General features: G+C 42.8%; 9 protein-coding genes. 7 read left to right on the top strand and 2 right to left on the bottom strand.

What is annotated here, in order from left to right:
• Positions 1 to 176 precede the first annotated feature (176 nt).
• Positions 177 to 1,100, bottom strand: coding sequence for a TerC family protein (locus tag DQQ10_RS07275; protein ID WP_112746152.1), 924 nt, complete (start codon positions 1,098 to 1,100; stop codon positions 177 to 179).
• Between the two features lie 309 nt (positions 1,101 to 1,409).
• On the opposite strand from DQQ10_RS07275, the gene DQQ10_RS07270 reads away from it, so the two are divergent.
• Positions 1,410 to 1,913: a class I SAM-dependent methyltransferase gene (locus DQQ10_RS07270; RefSeq protein WP_112746151.1), complete on the top strand. Its 504-nt coding sequence runs from the start codon at positions 1,410 to 1,412 to the stop codon at positions 1,911 to 1,913.
• A 7-nt stretch (positions 1,914 to 1,920) separates the two neighbouring features.
• Here DQQ10_RS07270 and DQQ10_RS07265 read toward each other — a convergent pair whose 3' ends face one another.
• On the bottom strand, positions 1,921 to 2,808 hold the full coding sequence (locus DQQ10_RS07265; protein ID WP_112746150.1) for a dienelactone hydrolase family protein: 888 nt from the start codon (positions 2,806 to 2,808) through the stop codon (positions 1,921 to 1,923).
• Between the two features lie 286 nt (positions 2,809 to 3,094).
• On the opposite strand from DQQ10_RS07265, the gene DQQ10_RS07260 reads away from it, so the two are divergent.
• The 6 genes from DQQ10_RS07260 to DQQ10_RS07235 all read left to right on the top strand — a co-directional run bounded on the left by DQQ10_RS07260 (position 3,095) and on the right by DQQ10_RS07235 (position 18,240).
• Positions 3,095 to 7,276, top strand: a complete 4,182-nt coding sequence (locus DQQ10_RS07260; RefSeq protein ID WP_112746149.1) for a hybrid sensor histidine kinase/response regulator transcription factor — start codon at positions 3,095 to 3,097, stop codon at positions 7,274 to 7,276.
• A 144-nt stretch (positions 7,277 to 7,420) separates the two neighbouring features.
• On the top strand, positions 7,421 to 10,531 hold the full coding sequence (locus DQQ10_RS07255) for a SusC/RagA family TonB-linked outer membrane protein (RefSeq protein WP_133259572.1): 3,111 nt from the start codon (positions 7,421 to 7,423) through the stop codon (positions 10,529 to 10,531).
• 4 nt (positions 10,532 to 10,535) lie between these two features.
• Positions 10,536 to 12,236, top strand: coding sequence for a RagB/SusD family nutrient uptake outer membrane protein (locus tag DQQ10_RS07250; protein ID WP_112746147.1), 1,701 nt, complete (start codon positions 10,536 to 10,538; stop codon positions 12,234 to 12,236).
• A gap of 237 nt (positions 12,237 to 12,473) precedes the next feature.
• Positions 12,474 to 13,961 carry a glycoside hydrolase family 30 protein gene (locus DQQ10_RS07245; protein ID WP_165823832.1) on the top strand — a complete coding sequence of 496 codons (1,488 nt, stop codon included), beginning with the start codon at positions 12,474 to 12,476 and terminating at the stop codon, positions 13,959 to 13,961.
• 7 nt (positions 13,962 to 13,968) lie between these two features.
• Positions 13,969 to 16,389 (top strand): glycoside hydrolase family 2 TIM barrel-domain containing protein, encoded by a 2,421-nt coding sequence (locus DQQ10_RS07240; protein WP_112746145.1) that lies wholly within the window; start codon positions 13,969 to 13,971, stop codon positions 16,387 to 16,389.
• Between the two features lie 24 nt (positions 16,390 to 16,413).
• On the top strand, positions 16,414 to 18,240 hold the full coding sequence (locus DQQ10_RS07235) for a glycoside hydrolase family 35 protein (protein WP_112746144.1): 1,827 nt from the start codon (positions 16,414 to 16,416) through the stop codon (positions 18,238 to 18,240).
• The last annotated feature ends 147 nt before the right edge of the window (positions 18,241 to 18,387 follow it).

Here is an 18,387-nt window from a genome sequence, read left to right as displayed (position 1 = left end):
TAAATCATGTACAGTTAAAAATCAGAAGTTGTTGAAGCGTGAGCACGCATTCAATAACTTATCATTGATGGGAGGGATGCTTTGTTGTGAGCGAGGTTGAATAACTTTTGGCCGATGTTTAAAACGTCGTCACAACAGCATGAGGTGGTTATTGGTGACGCCGAAATTCTGACTGCCTATTTTTTTGCGTCGTGCTTTGCATTGTGTGCAAGCGATGCAATGACTGCCACGGAAAGTGTTAACACAATAAACATCAAAGAGATCTCGATCGGAATTTTGTAGAGATCACCAATGCACATTTTCACACCGACGAAGATGAGTATGGCTGAAAGTCCGTATTTCAGGTATGTAAAATATTTTTCCATCCCAGCGATGGCGAAGTATAGTGATCGAAGTCCCATGATGGCGAATACGTTCGAAGTATACACGATGAGGGCGTCATCTGATATGGATAGAATTGCTGGGATGCTATCGACAGCGAAAATCAGATCAGTAGCCTCGATGGTGACCACAACGAGAAAGAGTGGTGTTGCCCAAACTTTTTTGTTGATGGAAACAAAAAATTTATCGCCTACGAAGTTTGGTGTTACCGGAATTGCCTTCCGAATGATTCTGATCAACGGATTTTTCTCAGGTTCAAGTTTCGCGTCACCTTGTGTGAGGATCCGGATTCCCGTGATCACCAGGAATCCTCCGAAGATGTAGATCAACCAATGGAATTTGTGAATCAATTCGACACCTGCCAAGATAAAACCAACACGCATCAATAGCGCACCCAAGATTCCCCAAAATAATACCTTGTGTTGATATGCCGCGGGAACGTTGAAGTATGAGAAGATCAGGATGATGACAAAGATGTTGTCAACGCTTAGCGATTTTTCGATGAGATATCCGGTGAAGAACTCATAGGCTTTTGCCTCGCCAAGTTGGTAGTAGATAAAAATATTGAACAAGAAGGCCATGAAAACCCACACAGCGGTCCAAATCAAAGCTTCCTTAACAGAGACTTCTTCTGATTTTTTGTGAAAGACACCAAGGTCAAGAACGAGAAAGAACGCGACGAAGAGATTGAAGCTGATCCAGATAGCGGTTTCCGACATTGGTATTGTGTTATGAGGGTGCGAACGACTATAAATATAACCTTTAAAAGGGAAATAATGGCTGACTTAATTTAGATATAATCACATTATAATTGGTTATGATAGCGGCGGCTGTAGCGATCTAGCAAACGCTGTAATCGGGAAACGTGCCGGTAAGGTGACAAGCGTAGTTTCGATTTGACTCTTGATAACATTGTATTGTGATTCGGTTTATTCTAGTCGCTAGATATTTATTAGGATGTGACAAAGTTCGCGATAATTTGCTCGAGCTGTATTGTATTTATCAAGTGACGTCACTATTTTTTAAAGATGTTAACAGCATCAAGATTTAACTGGGCGTTGGGAATACTTGACGTAAAAAAGTCAGAGAAGTTATTAGATATTGGGTGTGGCTCGGGCGTGCTTGCCGCGATGATTGCGTCGACACTGACTAGTGGAAAAGTTGTTGCCATTGATAAGTCGTCTGCTATGGTAGGCAAAGCCCAGAAACGACTTCGTGATTTTATAGCATCATCCCATGCTGAGGTTTATAAGTCAGATTTCGCTCACTTCAATTCTGGATCTTCATTCAATAAGATTGTTGCATTCAATGTGAACTTCTTTTGGAAGAAACCGAATGAGGCTGAATTTCAGGTGCTAAAAAAGATGATGCGTAGACGCGCTGAACTTTTTGTGTTTTATGATGCGCCAGGTAAAATCAAATCAACAATGGTTGATGCAATCGCTGAGTGTTTAGAGGAGCATGCTTTTAATATTGTTGAGATGGAATTTACGAAGTCGAATAATGGTGTTTGCTTTAAGGCGTGTCTATGACCGACGATTATTTTAGTTTGTCTTTAAAGAAGTCGACGGTGCGTTGCCAAGCAAGTTCCGCAGCAGTCTTATCATACCGCGGTGTTGTATCGTTATGGAAGCCGTGATTGGCATTCGCATACATGTGCGCAACGTAATCTTTTTTGTTTTCTTTCAAAGCGGCTTCGTATGCTGGCCAGCCTTCATTGACGCGGGTGTCTAATGCAGCGTAGTGAAGTAGCAGCGGCGCATTTATCTTCGGCACATCTTCTGTAGCAGGTTGCCCACCGTAGAATGGCACAGCCGCGGCCAATGTTGGAATGCGTGTAGCCATCATGTTGGATATCCATCCACCGAAACAAAAGCCAACGACACCAACTTTTCCATTACAATCTTTATGTGTTTTTAAATAGTCGTATGCGGCAATGAAGTCTTCGAGCATTTCATTTCGATCGCGCTTGCTTTGAAGTTCACGACCCTGATCGTCGTTACCGGGATAGCCGCCCAATGGCGTTAAGGCATCGGGTGCTATAGAGATAAATCCTGCTAAAGCAGCGCGCCGCGCAACGTCTGCGATATGCGGATTCAGTCCGCGATTCTCGTGCACAACAACAATTCCACCCAGTTTACCTTTCGCGTCGGCAGGTTTTGACAACAATGCCTTGATTGTGCCACCGCCTTTTGGCGATGAGTATGAAATCGTTTCTGACTTCAATCTTGGATCGTCGTTTTGAATCTGAATTTGACCTTTATAGTCTGGCATTAAAAAACTCATCAACGATGCTAGCGTTAGGCCGCCCACGGCATAGGTCGAAAGTTGTTTGACAAATTCACGTCGCTCAATCCGGTTGTGCGCATAATCGTCATAAAGATCGAATACTTCCTGTTTGATATCTTCTTTTCTGATTTCTTCCATGATACATCGGTTTGGAATTTCAAGTTAGTAAAATATTTGAAGGTCAGATTTCGATCCTCGGCTGGATTCTCAAAACGTGCGCTGTCGATTGGGTGATCTGCAAAGGCTTATTTTTAAATAATTCCTCTAAAGAATGGGGAATTTGTAATGGGACGGCTTCAAAAACACAAATGCCCCGCCTGAAATACCCGCATGCCCCCTGTGATTCTTTTTCGTAAATTATGCGGCAACGGCTTCAAAACTTAAGTTTAACGCCAGTTTTAGTAACGGTGCAGGCGAGAATAATATGACGGGATACTTTTTACAGGTAAGGCGAATTTTGCAAATCATGATCGTGTTGATGCTGTTTTGCATCGGAAGTACGAACGCTCAATTTCTGCAAGAAAATCTGGTCAAGCATTACAACCTGAAAGATGGCCTTTCGCAAGCAGTTGTTAACAGCGTATTCCAAGACGACGAGTCACTTATCTGGATCGCGACGGAAGATGGTCTTAACCGTTTTGATGGCTACAACTTCAAAGTTTTTAAGCACGACCCGCTCAAAACCAACGGCCTTCCTGATAATTTTATACAGTCACTTTTCAGAGACTCCGAAGGAACGTTATGGGTGTCGTCTCGTAAAGGCTTGCTCCAGTTCGATCCGAATATCGAATCATTCACTTTATACCAGCACCGTCCTGCAAAATCGGATCACGCTTCCAGCAACGATGTTAGTTTTATTACGGAAGGTGTAGCTAAAAATTTATGGATTGCCTGGTACGGAAGTGGTTTTGCTTCCTTTAATAAAAAGTCGAAGAAGTATGTTACATATGACACGTCGTCACCCATTGGGTTGACCAGTACCCGTACCGTTACGCTCCTCGAAGATAAGCAAGGGATTTTATGGGTCGGCACGCAAGATGGTGGACTCAACGTGTTTAAGGTTAATGACGGAAAGGTTGTCGATAAAGTTGATGCGTTGTCGAATGCGATGAAACTTCCATCGCAAAATGTTCACGCTATTGTGGAAGACTATGCTAGTAATATTTGGATCGGAACGTCAAAGGGATTGGTAGTTTACCTTCGTCGCCTCAATAAGTTTTTTGTTTTTAACGATGCAAAATTTTCGATCGCTAAAAAAAGTATTTTTTCTCTCGCTGTCGACCGAAATGAAAATTTATGGATAGGAACGCAGGGTAGTGGTTTATTCAAACTTGATCTGCGGCAAATGATAACACGCCCCGTTGATGATTTTATCTTTTCGTCCATCGGAAACCTCGATGACTTTGATATCTCTAAAAAAACAATACAATCTATTTACGAGGATCGAAATAAAAATCTTTGGGTAGGCACTTTCGGTGACGGTGTTTACATGATTAGTAGCGATAAGGAGAAATTTGTGAAAATCCAGCAGGCGTTATACAAAGAATCGACGATGAGTTTTGTGTCGTATTACGGTATGTGCTACGATCATGATGGCAACCTCTGGCTTGGTACCGATGGCAACGGACTTTATAAAAAAGGAATTTCAGGTTCTGATGTCAAGCATTATACGGCGGATGGGAAGAAGGGGAGTATTGGTGATAATGCTGTGCTTTCTGCGCTTTGCGATTCCCGTGGTCGACTGTGGTTTGGAACCTATGCGCAAGGTGTATTTTGTTACAATCGTGATTCGGATTCATTTACGCATTTTAAATTCAAAGGCGATGAAGACCGGCAAGGCGTCAATGATGTGCGTGTAATTTTTGAAGACTCAAAGAAAAATATTTGGGTTGGGACAAATCGTGGAGGACTTTGTCTGATTGATCAACATACACAGGTGTATGGCCATCGTGAAAACTTTCGCGGCATGCTGCGTGACGGTGACATCAGAAGTATTACTGAGGATAAGCAAGGTAATCTCTGGTTGGGTTTTTATGGTGATGGCTTACATCGGTACAATGATGCAACACAACAAACTTCTCGTTTTTTTAGTCAGGGAGATGCACGAGGGCAGCTTCAAAGTGAAATTGTATTTACGCTAAATGCAGATCGTCAAGGAAAGTTGTGGATCGGTACGGGCGGCGGCGGACTTTATTGCTACGATTTGCAGAAAGATATTCTCAGAGGCTTTACCGAAAAAGATGGCCTTTCTAACAATACGGTGTATGCTGTTCTCATCGACAATAAAGGAAACTGTTGGGCAAGTACAAACGCAGGTGTTTCTCGGTTTAATGTACAGTCACAAAAATTCACGCGTTACGAAACACTAGATGGTTTGCAAGAAGGACAGTTTAATCCAGGGTCGGGAATTTATAATTATCTCTCTGGATACATGTGCTTCGGCGGTACGCAAGGCGCAAATATTTTTTATCCCGACCAAAACGAGGAAAAAGTCGTCAAGCCAACGGTGATGATATCGGGCCTACAAATTTTTAATAAGCCTGTCTCTATTCAGGATAGTGTCGATGGTGAGCCCATGCTTCGACAGGTTATTAACCGTACAAAGAAAATTGTTCTCAATCACGATCAGTCGGTAGTAACATTTGAATTTCTCGGATTGAGTTATAGCTATCCGGAGAAAAATAATTACGCTTATAAATTAGATGGGCTTGATGATGATTGGAACTTTGTCGGTCATCAACGAACAGCGACTTACCGTTACCTTAAACCTGGCGACTACACATTCAAAGTTAAAGCATCTAATCAAGAAAATGTTTGGAGCGACGACTATGTGAGCCTTGCCATCACCATTAAAGCACCATGGTCGCAAACGCCGTTGGCATATGTTGCTTATTCTTTAATTGCACTTACCGCTGGACTTTTAATTTTCAGATTCACGAGAAAGCAATATTCATTGCGTAAGCGTTTAAAAATAGAAAAAGCCCATCGTAAGAGTGAAAAACGGTTGGCGATGGAGAAGCTTACCTTTTTTACGGAAGTGTCGCATGAGTTTAGAACACCGCTTACGCTAATCATGGGACCGCTTGAGGATATGATGTCGGAGGAAGATTCTGAAACACCGAATGGCAAAAAGTTACGCATGGTTCATCGGAACGCCAATAAGTTGCTGATGCTCATCAACAAACTGATCGACTATCGAAAGATTGAAAGCGGCAACGTGTTCTTAAAGATCAAAGAAGAAGATATCGTGCCGTTTGTCAATGATATTTATGTCACATTCAAAGATCTTGCGGCTAAGCGCAACATTCGTTTTGAGTTTGTAACGGAGCATCCTTCTATTTTGGTTTGGTTCGATAAAGAAAAGATGGAGATGGTATTGAATAATATTATTTCCAACGCCTTTAAATACATCGGCGCGGGTGATGAGATTGTTGTGTCTTGTGCTACCCATGTATCAGAAAAATATCCGCACGGTCGAGTCATTGTAAAAGTGCGAGACAACGGGATCGGTATTCCGAAGAAACACATGAGCAGTATTTTCGAGTGGTTTTATAAAGGTAATCCTGCTGGCTCCATGAATTCGGGTATCGGCTTGTCATTGGCAAGAAAACTCGTTCATCTTCACAAAGGGGATATTTATGTAGAAAGTGAAGAAGGAAACGGTTCCGTGTTCAGCATCAAGATTCCTCTTGGAAAAGAACATTTTAAGCCTGAAGATTTTGTTTCTGCGGAAGAGCCAATCCTACATCCCGCGCTAACGACAACCGTTAGCGAAATACACGACGACGAGCATGGTACACGTAAAGGTTTTAGTTCAATTCTGATTGTGGAGGATGATGACGAGATCAGAACGTTCATTAAAGAATATTTTGGTGAAGACTATAAAGTATATGAAGCGTCGAATGGCGATGAGGGATTAGCGTCAGCGCAAGCACACCATCCGGATTTAATCATCAGCGATATCATGATGCCAGGCATGGATGGTATCGAGCTATGCAAGCAGTTGAAACGTAATATTAGAACTAGTCATATTCCGATTATTCTATTAACGGCGAAAACTTCGTTAACCGATCATAAGGAAGGCATTGAGATTGGTGCCGATGCTTATATGACGAAGCCGTTCAGTCCCGAAATGTTATCGCTTACGGTGAATAATCTTTTACAGTCGCGGGAAAATTTGAAACGATTTTACCGCAATCTATTCATGACTGAGTCTGCGCCAGAGATTAAGGAAGTAGAATCGCCAGACGGAAAGTTTTTGCACCAGGTGTTTGATCTGCTGAAAGAAAATCTTGACAAGCCAGATTTTAATATCAATGAGTTGAGTGACGTGCTCAATATGAGTAGGTCTTTGGTTTATAAAAAGATCAAAAGCCTTACCGGACTTTCTCCAGTTGAATACGTGCGCTCATTGCGTATGCAGGAAGCTGCAAAGTTGTTGCGAAGCCAACAATACAAGGTTTTTGAGGTGATGTATATGGTTGGTTTTTCAGATTCAAAATACTTCCGCACATGTTTCGCGAAAGAGTTCGGCGTGTCGCCATCAGATTTTATGAAGAACGCGCAGATGCAAGCCAATATTGATTCGGCTGCAGGGGGACAATGATTTTTCATCGTCATTAACCCTTCAATTCCTCATTTAGCCCTCCTTTAATAACAGATAGCCCCCGCTCAAAACAATCGTTTTCGGCAAAATTTGGTTTTTCAAACGTTTCCGGCGCGCATAGGACCCAAACCAAAATTCTACGCTATGATGAAAAAACTACAAACAAACCCCTTTAAACTGCTGGTCATTTTAACCCTGATCACAGTTTTTCAACTTAAAGTTTCGCCCACACAAGCCCAAAACTTAGATGTCCGTGGAAAAGTGACATCTAATGAAGACGGCTCAGGACTTCCTGGTGTTAGTGTCATTGTCAAAGGCACTACCAACGGTACCACTACTGATCAAAACGGTAACTTTGTGCTGAAAGCGCAATCCCCGGAAGACGTCCTTGTCTTTTCTTTTATTGGCTATAAGTCGGTCGAAGTTCCGGTCGGGGCGCAAACAACATTTGACATCGCCCTTGAGTCGGACATTGAAACGTTAACAGAAGTTGTCGTAGTCGGTTACGGTGAAACGAAAAAAGCTTCACTCACCAGTGCGATTACCTCGGTGAAAGGAAAAGAATTCGTTAAAAGCCCTCAACCTAATCTTTCCAGTTCTTTTGCAGGACGTGTATCCGGTGTCGTGGCAAACGCATCAACGGGTGAACCTGGCGCTGACGGCGCAAGACTCTTAATACGTGGTCAGAGTAGTAATAAGGAAAATGCTCCACTCATTGTTATCGATGGTATTGCAAACAGAACCGGTGGCTTGGAACGTCTCGATCCAAATGATATCGAAAGCGTTTCTGTGTTGAAAGATGCTTCCGCTGCAATCTACGGTTCACAAGCTGCCAATGGCGTAATCCTCGTCACAACAAAACGTGGTACGTCTTCACCAAGTGGACCTTCTTTTAACTTTAGTTATAACCAAGGTATCGCCAAGCCAACACGACTTCCGAGTATGGCCAATGCAGCAACGTATGCCACTATCCTCAATGAAATTCAATATTATAGAAGTCCTGCGGGAGGATTAAACCAAATTTATTCTGATGAGGAAATACAAAAGTTTAGCGATGGCTCCGATCCAATTCAATATGCAAACACGGATTGGATTGATGAGACGATGAAGTCTTACTCATTGCAGGATCAACAAAACTTGTCGATCGCTGGCGGCGGTACTGATGTTCAGTATTTCATTTCGTTAGGAAGAAGACATCAGGAAGGTATTTATAAGAATACAAATCTTCAGTATGAGCAATGGAACATCAGAAGTAACATTGATATTAACTTAACCAAGAATCTTCGTTTAGGATTGGATCTCTCTGGAAGATCTGAAGACCGTGTTTATCCGACGGAGTCTGCAGGAAGTATTTTCCGTTCTGCATTTCGTACGTACCCAACATTACCGGCTTACTATCCTGGCAACTTGCCTTCGCCCGGAATCGAGTCAGGTCTTAATCCTGTTGTGATCGGCACAAGTCTCGCGGGGTCTGACAAACAACCTAGAACGGTAATCAATACGATGGCGAACTTTACTTATAAAATAGCTGCTATCGAAGGCTTGTCGTTAAAAGGATTCTATGCGCATGATCGTTCATTCGAATCGAGAAAACTTTTTAAAACGCCATGGACAGTCTATAGCCTTAATACGAGTACCAATCCTGTAAGCTTTGATGCTGTGAAGCGCGGTCCGGTTACACCAGAACTTACACAACGTCAGCGCAACGACATCCTTACAACAGCAAACCTAAGTGTAAACTATGAAAGACAATTTGGTTCCACTTTTCTGAAAGGATTTCTTGCCTATGAACAAAGTGTTCAGGAGGCGAACTGGTTTGAAACTTTTAGAAGAGGATTTCTATCACCGGCAATTCCAGAGATTGACTTGGGAGGTTCTGCACCTGAAGAGCGAAGCAATTCTGGAAATAGTGAGCGGTTTACAAGACGAAACTATTTTGGCCGTTTGTCGGCGGAATACAAATCAAGATACATTGCTGAAGTTCAGTTTCGTTACGATGGCTCTTCTAGATTTACCGAGGGGAATGAATTTGGTTTTTATCCGAGTATCTCCGCGGGTTGGAGAATATCTGAAGAATCATTCTTCCAAGTGCCAGCGGTTAATAATTTGAAGCTTCGTGTGTCGTATGGTGAGCTCGGAAACGATCGCGTAGATCCTTTTCAGTACTTAAACACTTTCAATCTTCGTAACGCAAATTATGTCCTTGACGGCGTACCGGTATCTACATTCGGTATCCAGCAACTTGCCAACGAACAGATTACATGGGAAACAGCGCGCAAATTCGATCTAGGTCTTGAAACAACATTGTTTGGTGGATTGACTATCGAGGTGGATTACTTCAATGAAAAACGTATTGGTCTGTTAGTTCCAAGAAATGCATCTATTCCTTGGGTGTCTGGAATTGTAAACGAGTACAATGTATCAGCGATTATTCCTGATGAAAATATTGGAAAGACAAAGAATAATGGATTTGAAGCACAGGTAACCTACAATAAAACGGTTGGTAACATTGATTTCAATGTTGGCGGAAATTTCATGTATAACAAGAGTGAAGTGATTTATCTGGATGAAGCCGAAGGCATTCCAGATCATCAACGCGTAGAAGGTAAGCCATTGGGTTCAGAGTTGCTGTATGAAGCGATCGGTATTTTCAATACACCAGACGAACTTGATGACTACCCGCGACTTCCTGGTACAAGACCTGGCGATTTAATTTTTAGAGATGTAAACGATGACGGTGTGATCAATGCGAATGATCGCGTTCGCCAGAGCCTTAGCAACGTTCCGCAGATCATCTATGGATTTAATATCGGTGCTGCGTATAAGAACTTTGATATCGCCATCTTGTTGCAAGGACAAGCGAAGTCAGTTCAGTATGTGCTTGCAGAGTCTGGTGAAGTTGGAAACTACTTTAGCTCCTGGGCAGACAATCGTTGGAGTCCATCAAATGAAAATGGAACGTATCCACGTGTTGATGTAAGAACATCATCAAGTATTAATGGTGGGTTGAATAAAAATGATTTCTGGTTGTACAACACAGCATTCTTGCGCATCAAAAATATTGAACTTGGTTACAATGTACCTGCCGCTTTTGCAAGCAAAATAAAATTGAAGAGTGCACGAATCTATTTAAGCGCATTTAACCTGGCGACCTTTAGTAAGGTGAAAGATTTTGATCCGGAAGGTCAGAACGAAAGTGCACAGTTCTATCCGCAACAACAGATCTTCAACGCAGGTGTAAACCTTAAATTCTAATTGTATGAGAAAGTACGCATTATATATACTGACGATCTTGGCTTTCGCGAGTACGTCTTGTGATAGTGATTTCCTACATCCCAATCCGACGTCGCTTACGGACGAGGCGATTTGGAAAGATCCGTTCCTGACGGAAGCTTACATTGTGAACTTGTACACTGGTATCCGGATGACGGAGAAGGAGGCGAATCAAGGTGAACGGTTTATTGGTTTTGGTAGAGGCTTTCATTGGGCGTTATATGCATCGGTGACTGACGAAGCTGTATACAGCAACGACGATCAAACTTACCTGGTGCAACGCGGACAACTTAGTCCGAGTAATTACGGTTGGATGAGTACGACATGGGGAAGGAGTTACCGAAGCATTCGTGAGGCAAATTTAGCCTTGTCGAAACTAAGTGAAGTCCCAATCACCGACGATCGAAGAACATTGCTTAACGCGGAGATTAGATTTGTTCGTGCCTTTCGCTACTTCGATTTGCTAAAGGGTTTCGGTGGTGTTCCGATCATTGGCGATCGCGTAACACAAATGACAGATGATTTTTCTGAACTATATGTTCGTAAGTCAATTGAAGAAACTGCAGATTATATTGTGGATGAACTTGATGCTGTGATTGGTGTTCTTCCGGATGATCCAAACAACGATTGGGAAAGAGGCAGAGCAACGACGCCGGCTGCCATGGCATTAAAAGCTCGCGTGTTGTTGTATGCAGCAAGTCCGTTGTACACGAATGACGCCAACATCGCTTCCAAATGGCAAGCAGCTGCCGATGCGGCCAAGGCAATTATGGATTTGAATAAGTTCAGTCTTGTGACGAACCTTTCAGCTGATCATGCTGAGAATTATCGTTTGTATTTTTTAACGGCGCCTACTACGACAGAAGATATTTTCTGCAGAGAGTATACGAATGCAAGTGCATCGATGGCCATGGAGCGCATGAATGCACCGAATGGTTTTGGCGGATGGGGTGGTAACTGTCCAATGCAAAATTTGGTTGACGATTACGAGATGGATAATGGTTTGCCCATTACGGATTTATCCTCGGGTTACAATGCTCAAAATCCATATGCTAATAGAGATCCAAGATTTTATGCGACGATACTTCACAACGGCGCAAGTTTCCGCGGTCGTAATGTAGAAACATTTTTGCCTTCCGGTAAGGACAGTCCAGATGGAAATGAGCCATGGAATACTTCTCCAACGGGATATTATTTGCGCAAGTTTTTGAAGGAGTCTGTTGCGTTAGATGACTGGCCAAACATGGGTACTGCTTCTTGGCGATATTTCCGCTACGCCGAAGTGTTGCTCAACTATGCTGAAGCGCAGAATGAAGCGAATGGCGTTGATGAATCTGTTTACGATGCTGTGAATGAAGTTCGTAACCGTGCCGGTATGCCTGACCTTCCTGCTGGGCTAACGCAAGACGCAATGCGCGCACGAATTCGTAACGAAAGACGTGTTGAGCTTGCATACGAAGAACATCGCTACTTCGATGTGCGTCGATGGAAAATTGCAGCCGTCGTGGAAAATGAACAAGCTCAAGGTATTTCAATAACACGTGATGGCGGGGGTAATTTAACTTTCGCTGTTAAGGAGGCGTTGGGAGATCGAACATTTAGTCCGCAGCATTATTGGTTCCCAATCCCGATTGAAGAGATTAATGCGTCTAACCGAAAAATTGCGCAGAATCCGTTTTACGAATAGATTTTTGAAAATCCGTACGTGAAAAGAAACGTACGGTTTTTTTGGGGTGATAAATGGTGAAGGTTCTCTCATGAGCCTTCCCATTTTCTTTTTGTGTTTCAAAGATGATAGAATAGATACCGTGATTTTTTAATGTCAAATGAGATGAATGTTAGGATGGGAATTCTTTTAAGACTAAACGTCTGCTTAATTTTTTTTATAGCGATTTATATTTCTGGTTGTAAAAGCGACACATCGTTGGTTGATTCGGAAGATAGTACGGCCAATAAAATTGTTGTTAACTTGAATGAGCAACACCAGAAGATCCAAAATTTCGGAGCCTCAGATGCGTGGACTTGTCAGTTTGTAGGACAATGGCCAGAGGAGAAAAGATCTCAAATTGCAGATTGGCTATTTAGCACGGAGGTTGACGCACAGGGGAAGCCCAAAGGCATTGGGTTGTCGCTGTGGCGATTTAATATAGGCGCAGGAAGCGCCGCACAAGATAATATTAGCGATGAGTGGCGGCGTACACCTTCATTTTTGTTGAGTAAAGGGAAGTACGATTGGAATAATCAACCTGGGCAACTCTGGTTTGTAGATGCTGCAAAGCAGCGCGGTGTTTCTAAATTATTAGGGTTTACGAATAGTCCTCCGATTCAGTTTACAAAAAATGGTAAGGCTTACTCAAGCAACGGCGAAGAGGCGAATGTCGCCCCGGAGAACTATCTCAATTTTGCGACGTTCCTCATCGATGTTGTGAAAGCGTTTAAAGCGCGTGGTACATCACTCGATTATATCAGTCCTTTTAATGAACCACAGTGGGATTGGACAGGCAATGGTCAAGAGGGCAGCCCTTACAAAAACACTGAAATTTATGCGATAACAAAAATATTTGATTCACTCTTGGTTAAGGAGAATTTAAACTCATTAATTCAAATAGGTGAAGCAGGGAAACTTAATTACTTGTATGAGAAAGCCGATAAGGTTACACGTGGCGACCAAATAAATCAATTCTTTCATATTCAATCGCCGCTTTATCTTGGAGCGCTCGAAAAGGTTGATCGGGTTATTTCTGGACACAGCTACTTCACCTCAGCACCGGTTGAAACGATGCGTGATGTTAGAACGAAAGTTACCGATGCCGTAAGGAAGGCTAGTGTGCCTCTTGAATTTTGGCAGAGTGAATATTGTATACTTGGTGATCAGGAAGAAGTGAAAGGTGGCGGCAAAGATACGGGCATCGTTACGGCGTTGTATGTGGCGCGACTTATTCATCACGACTTAACAATGGCCAATGCATCGGCATGGCACTGGTGGCTCGCGGTCACTGCTTACGATTACAAAGATGGCCTCATCTATGTCGATAAAAATAAAGCGAATGGTAATTACGAGGATACCAAGCTACTATGGGCATTGGGAAACTATAGCCGGTTCATCAACGCGGGGGCTACACGCGTGACGGTTAGTGGGGACAATATTAACGTAAACAATCCGAAGGGTTTGATGATGTCAGCCTATGTAAACCCTGGTAATAAAGAACTTGTGGTGGTAGCTGTTAACTATGGCGATGTTGATCTTTCAAGCTTTATAAACGTCGAAGGTGCAGCGGTTGATCAATTTAAAGGATATCTGACAGGTCCGGACGCAGATGCAAAACTCAAGCCTTTAGCGTTGGTGGATAGCAACGAGAAGGTATTCATCCCGAAGAAATCGATTGTGACTTTTGTTGGCAGTATTAAATGAGTGTTCAATGATTAGCAAAATGCAAATGATAAGCCGTATCATCATTTTATCGGCCATGTTGTTGTTGATGGTGGTTAGTCCTTCACGAAGCCAAGACTCGCGCGGAATCGACTTCAATTCAGGATGGAAATTTTACAAAGGCGACGGTGTTGGATTTGAAAAAAGATCTTTTAATGATGCCGCATGGAGAATGCAAGACCTGCCGCATGATTGGAGTATAGAAGGTCCTTTCAGCGATGCATGGGCCAGTGGCACCGGCTATCTGCCAGGTGGTATTGGGTGGTATCGTAAATCATTCACCACAACAAAAGATCTCATTGATAAAGTCGTATATCTGTACTTTGATGGAGTTTATAAAAACAGCGAGGTTTGGATCAATGAACATTACCTCGGAAAAAGACCAAATGGTTATGCATCCTTTTATCATGATATTACAAAATACCTCGATAAGAAAGGAAAGAATGTAGTCGCAGTGAGAGTAGATCATACCGACTTTGCCGATTCACGTTGGTATTCGGGGTCCGGTATAAATCGGAAAGTTTATTTGATCAACACAAATCCCATTCACGTCAATGTATGGGGTATTGCATTCGTCACACCGATCGTAAGCAAGGATAGGGCTCACGCCGAAGTATCGTTGGAAATTAACAATCAGAGCACCACGAAAAGTCCTGCAATAGTTAAGACGGAGTTGCTTTGGAATGATGTCGTGGTCGCTAGTAAGGAAAAGGAAATTTCATGGAATGGAAATACGACAAAAGAAACGCTAGCTTTTGAAGTCTCGAATCCTCAATTGTGGTCGATAGAAACACCTCATCTGTATAAGCTTCGTGTTTCTATTGTGATCAACAAAAAAGTTGTTGATGTTGTAACGGAACAAGTAGGCTTCAGGAGCTTCACGTTTGAGAAAGACACTGGATTTTCATTGAATGGGAAATCTATAAAATTGAAAGGTGTATGCATTCATGATGATGCTGGTGCTTTGGGATCGGCAGTGCCTGCCGCCGTATGGGAGAGAAGGTTAAAGATTTTGAAAACAGCCGGTGTGAATGCGATACGCATGAGCCACAATCCACACCAAGATTATTTGTATGACCTCTGCGATCGTCTTGGTTTTCTCGTGCAAGATGAAGCGTTTGATGAATGGGAACTCGGGAAAAACAAATGGATCAAAGGCTGGAATGTGGGCACGCCAGGAAAAGACGGTTACAATAAAGACTTTTCGCAATGGGCGGAGCGCGATCTCACGGATATGATTTTGCGAAACAGAAACAGGGCTTGTGTTATAATGTGGAGCATAGGCAATGAGATTGATTATCCGAATGATCCGTATACGCACGAAGTATTAAACACCGGGCGTAACCCACAGATCTATGGCAAAGGCTATCAGGTAGGTAATCCTCCAGCAAAGCAACTTGGTGTTATCGCCAAGCGGTTAGTCGCAGCAGCAAAGCGTGTTGATAATACGCGACCAATCACAGCGGCGTTGGCTGGCGTTGTGATGTCTAACGAGACAACATATCCTGATGAACTGGATGTTGTCGGTTATAATTATCAAGAGTATCGCTACGCGGATGATCACAATAAATATCCCAACCGGATTATCTATGGTAGTGAGAATGGTCAATCGAACGAAGCGTGGAGAGCAGTTGCAGACAACGATTTTATCTCGGCGCAATTTCTTTGGGCGGGTTTTGATTTTCTTGGCGAAGCACGCGCGTGGCCCATTCGAAGTAGTGGCGCGGGAATGTTAGACTTAGCAGGATACACTAAATCCCAATTTCATTTTCGCAAATCTGTATGGCGTGACGAACCCAGTATTTCAATGCTGACTTCCAAGATTGAAAAGGGTAGAGGTTTTCATGAACAATGTGAATGTTGGGATCATGCAGCCGGAGATTCTATTGCGATAACAGTCTTTACAAATTTGGAAGAAGCAGAATTATTCGTGAATGGTAAATCGCTTGGTGTTAAGCGGCGTGAATCAGGAAGTACCCGGTTGTCGTGGAGAAGTGTGTTTTCACATGGGGAGATAGTCGTGAAGGGACTACGTGACGGGAAGGAATTTTCATCGAAGAAATTGCAGAGCGCGGCAACAGCATCGAAGATCGTCGCCGTCAGCGACAGGGCAGTTGTAGCAGCGCATAGGGATAGCGTTGCGCATATCGATGTCAGCGTAACGGATGATAATGGTGTTGCTGTATTCCGTGGTGATCAAGAGATGGAGATTGTCGTAACAGGACCAGGGAAATTGATAGGACTTGAAAGTGGCGATTTATCCAGTCATGAAGATTATAAATCGACTAAACGTAGGCTCTATCATGGACGATTGTTAGCATACATTCAAGCTTCGGCAAAAGGACAGATAAGGATTGAAGTGAGATCACCGGGGCTTACCACGGCATCACTTGTATTGAAGGCAGAATAATTAATTCAGAAAGTAAATATTGATATGGTTAGAATGTTATGGATTGCACTGATTGTAATAATGTCAAGTGCGACAGGGTATGCGCAGAAAGCAGCACACACATTTGTATTGGGGGATTCTTCATTTCTTTTGGACGGAAAACCATTTGTAATGATCTCCGGGGAACTTCATTATCCGAGAATTCCCAAAGAAGCGTGGCGCGATCGAATGAGAATGGCGAAGGCTATGGGCCTTAATACAATTGGAACGTATGTGTTTTGGAATTTACATGAACCGGAAAAAGGCAAGTACGATTTCACCGGAAACAATGATATTGCTCAGTTTGTACGCATTGCACAAGAAGAAGGTCTTTGGGTTGTGCTTCGGCCGAGTCCATACGTGTGCGCTGAGTGGGAATTCGGTGGGTATCCCTATTGGTTGCAAAATGAAGAGGGCTTAGTTGTTCGAAGTTTAGAACCGAAGTTTTTAAATGCCTATAAAAATTACATCCGTGAAGTGGCGAAGCAACTTGCTCCCTTGCAAATTAATCATGGCGGTAATGTGTTGATGGTACAAGTTGAAAATGAGTATGGTTTTTACAGCAACGACAAAGAATACTTAGAAGCTAATCGACGCTTGTTTATTGACGCAGGGTTCGATGGATTACTCTATACATGTGATCCTGCGGCGAAAGTTAAAGATGGTCACATTCCGGGTTTGTTGCCTGCGGTAAATGGTGTATTGAAGCCAGCAGAAGTAAAAAAACTTGTACGAACCTATCACGGTGGTAAAGGACCATTCTATGTTGCAGAATGGTATCCGGCTTGGTTCGATTGGTGGGGAACTAAACATCACACCGTTCCTGCTGCTGACTATACGCCGAAATTAGATTCGCTTCTTGCGGCAGGTATTTCTGTGAACATGTACATGTTTCATGGCGGAACAACACGTGATTTTATGAATGGTGCAAACTACAATGATCAGAATCCTTATGAGCCACAAATCAGTAGCTATGACTACGACGCACCACTCGATGAAGCAGGTAACGCAACTGCAAAATTTATGGCGTTCAGAGAGGTGATTTCGAAACATCTTCCAAAACAAACGAAACTTCCCGCAATCCCTGAAGCAAAGCCTTCCGCGACGATTGGCGATATTACGCTGACAGAGCATGTTACATATGCCGGTGTGCTGGGTAAAGCTGTTAAACACAAAACACCGCTCACGTTTGAAGATCTCAAACATCCTTACGGCTATATGTTGTACAGAACAAATATTACAGGTGGTAGATCTGGGTATTTAAAGATCGATGAACTGCGCGATTACGGCGTGATTTATGTAAACGGAAAGAAGATCGGAACGCTTGATCGTAGACTTTATCAAGATAGTTTACACGTCTCCTTGCCGAAAGGAAAAGTTACTATTGAAATTCTGGTAGAGAATATGGGGCGTATCAACTTCGGTCCTTATTTACTCAAGAATAAAAAAGGTATCACGAAAAAGGTGACATTTAATAATGAAGTACTGGTGGGGTGGGAAATGTATCCATTGTCGTTGCAAACTATTTCATCGATGAAGATGAGTAGTACTTCAGGGAGTAGCGATGTGTCGATATTTCGACGCGGTCAGTTTCAATTGAAGAAAGCTGTAGATACTTATCTTGATTTACGCAAGTGGGGCAAGGGTTCGGTGTGGATTAACGGTCATCATCTTGGAAGGTACTGGAGTATCGGTCCGCAGCAAACAGTTTATGTTCCAGCGGAATGGTTGAAAGTTGGTAGTAACGAAGTGGTCATCTTTGATCTTACTCAGAGTGATCAACATGTTGTGCCTACGCTTGATAAACCGATCTTAGGACAACTTGGAAAATAACATATAACATAAACTATCTTTATTCTGACGACGCGCTGGCATAACGAATATGTTGTGTCATAGCGTCGTTTTGTTTTCACGTTAATCCGTAAAGACCGCTAGCCAGTACGTTGTTTATCGCCAAGAAATATTTTAGCGGTGATTGAT

The sequence above is a fragment of the Pseudochryseolinea flava genome (assembly GCF_003286915.1).
Taxonomy (GTDB): domain Bacteria; phylum Bacteroidota; class Bacteroidia; order Cytophagales; family Cyclobacteriaceae; genus Ohtaekwangia; species Ohtaekwangia flava.
Note: the sequence above shows the minus strand (reverse complement) of the source record. Positions and strands in the feature narration are given on the sequence as shown.

What these genes read in the sequence shown, in the direction of transcription:
- DQQ10_RS07240 (WP_112746145.1), top strand. Translation starts at nt 13,969, where the DNA reads ATGATTAGCAAAATGCAAATGATAAGCCGTATCATCATTTTATCGGCC.
- DQQ10_RS07255 (WP_133259572.1), top strand. Translation starts at nt 7,421, where the DNA reads ATGATGAAAAAACTACAAACAAACCCCTTTAAACTGCTGGTCATTTTA.
- DQQ10_RS07250 (WP_112746147.1), top strand. Translation starts at nt 10,536, where the DNA reads ATGAGAAAGTACGCATTATATATACTGACGATCTTGGCTTTCGCGAGT.
- DQQ10_RS07265 (WP_112746150.1), bottom strand. Translation starts at nt 2,808, where the DNA reads ATGGAAGAAATCAGAAAAGAAGATATCAAACAGGAAGTATTCGATCTT.
- DQQ10_RS07260 (WP_112746149.1), top strand. Translation starts at nt 3,095, where the DNA reads ATGACGGGATACTTTTTACAGGTAAGGCGAATTTTGCAAATCATGATC.
- DQQ10_RS07270 (WP_112746151.1), top strand. Translation starts at nt 1,410, where the DNA reads ATGTTAACAGCATCAAGATTTAACTGGGCGTTGGGAATACTTGACGTA.
- DQQ10_RS07275 (WP_112746152.1), bottom strand. Translation starts at nt 1,100, where the DNA reads ATGTCGGAAACCGCTATCTGGATCAGCTTCAATCTCTTCGTCGCGTTC.
- DQQ10_RS07235 (WP_112746144.1), top strand. Translation starts at nt 16,414, where the DNA reads ATGGTTAGAATGTTATGGATTGCACTGATTGTAATAATGTCAAGTGCG.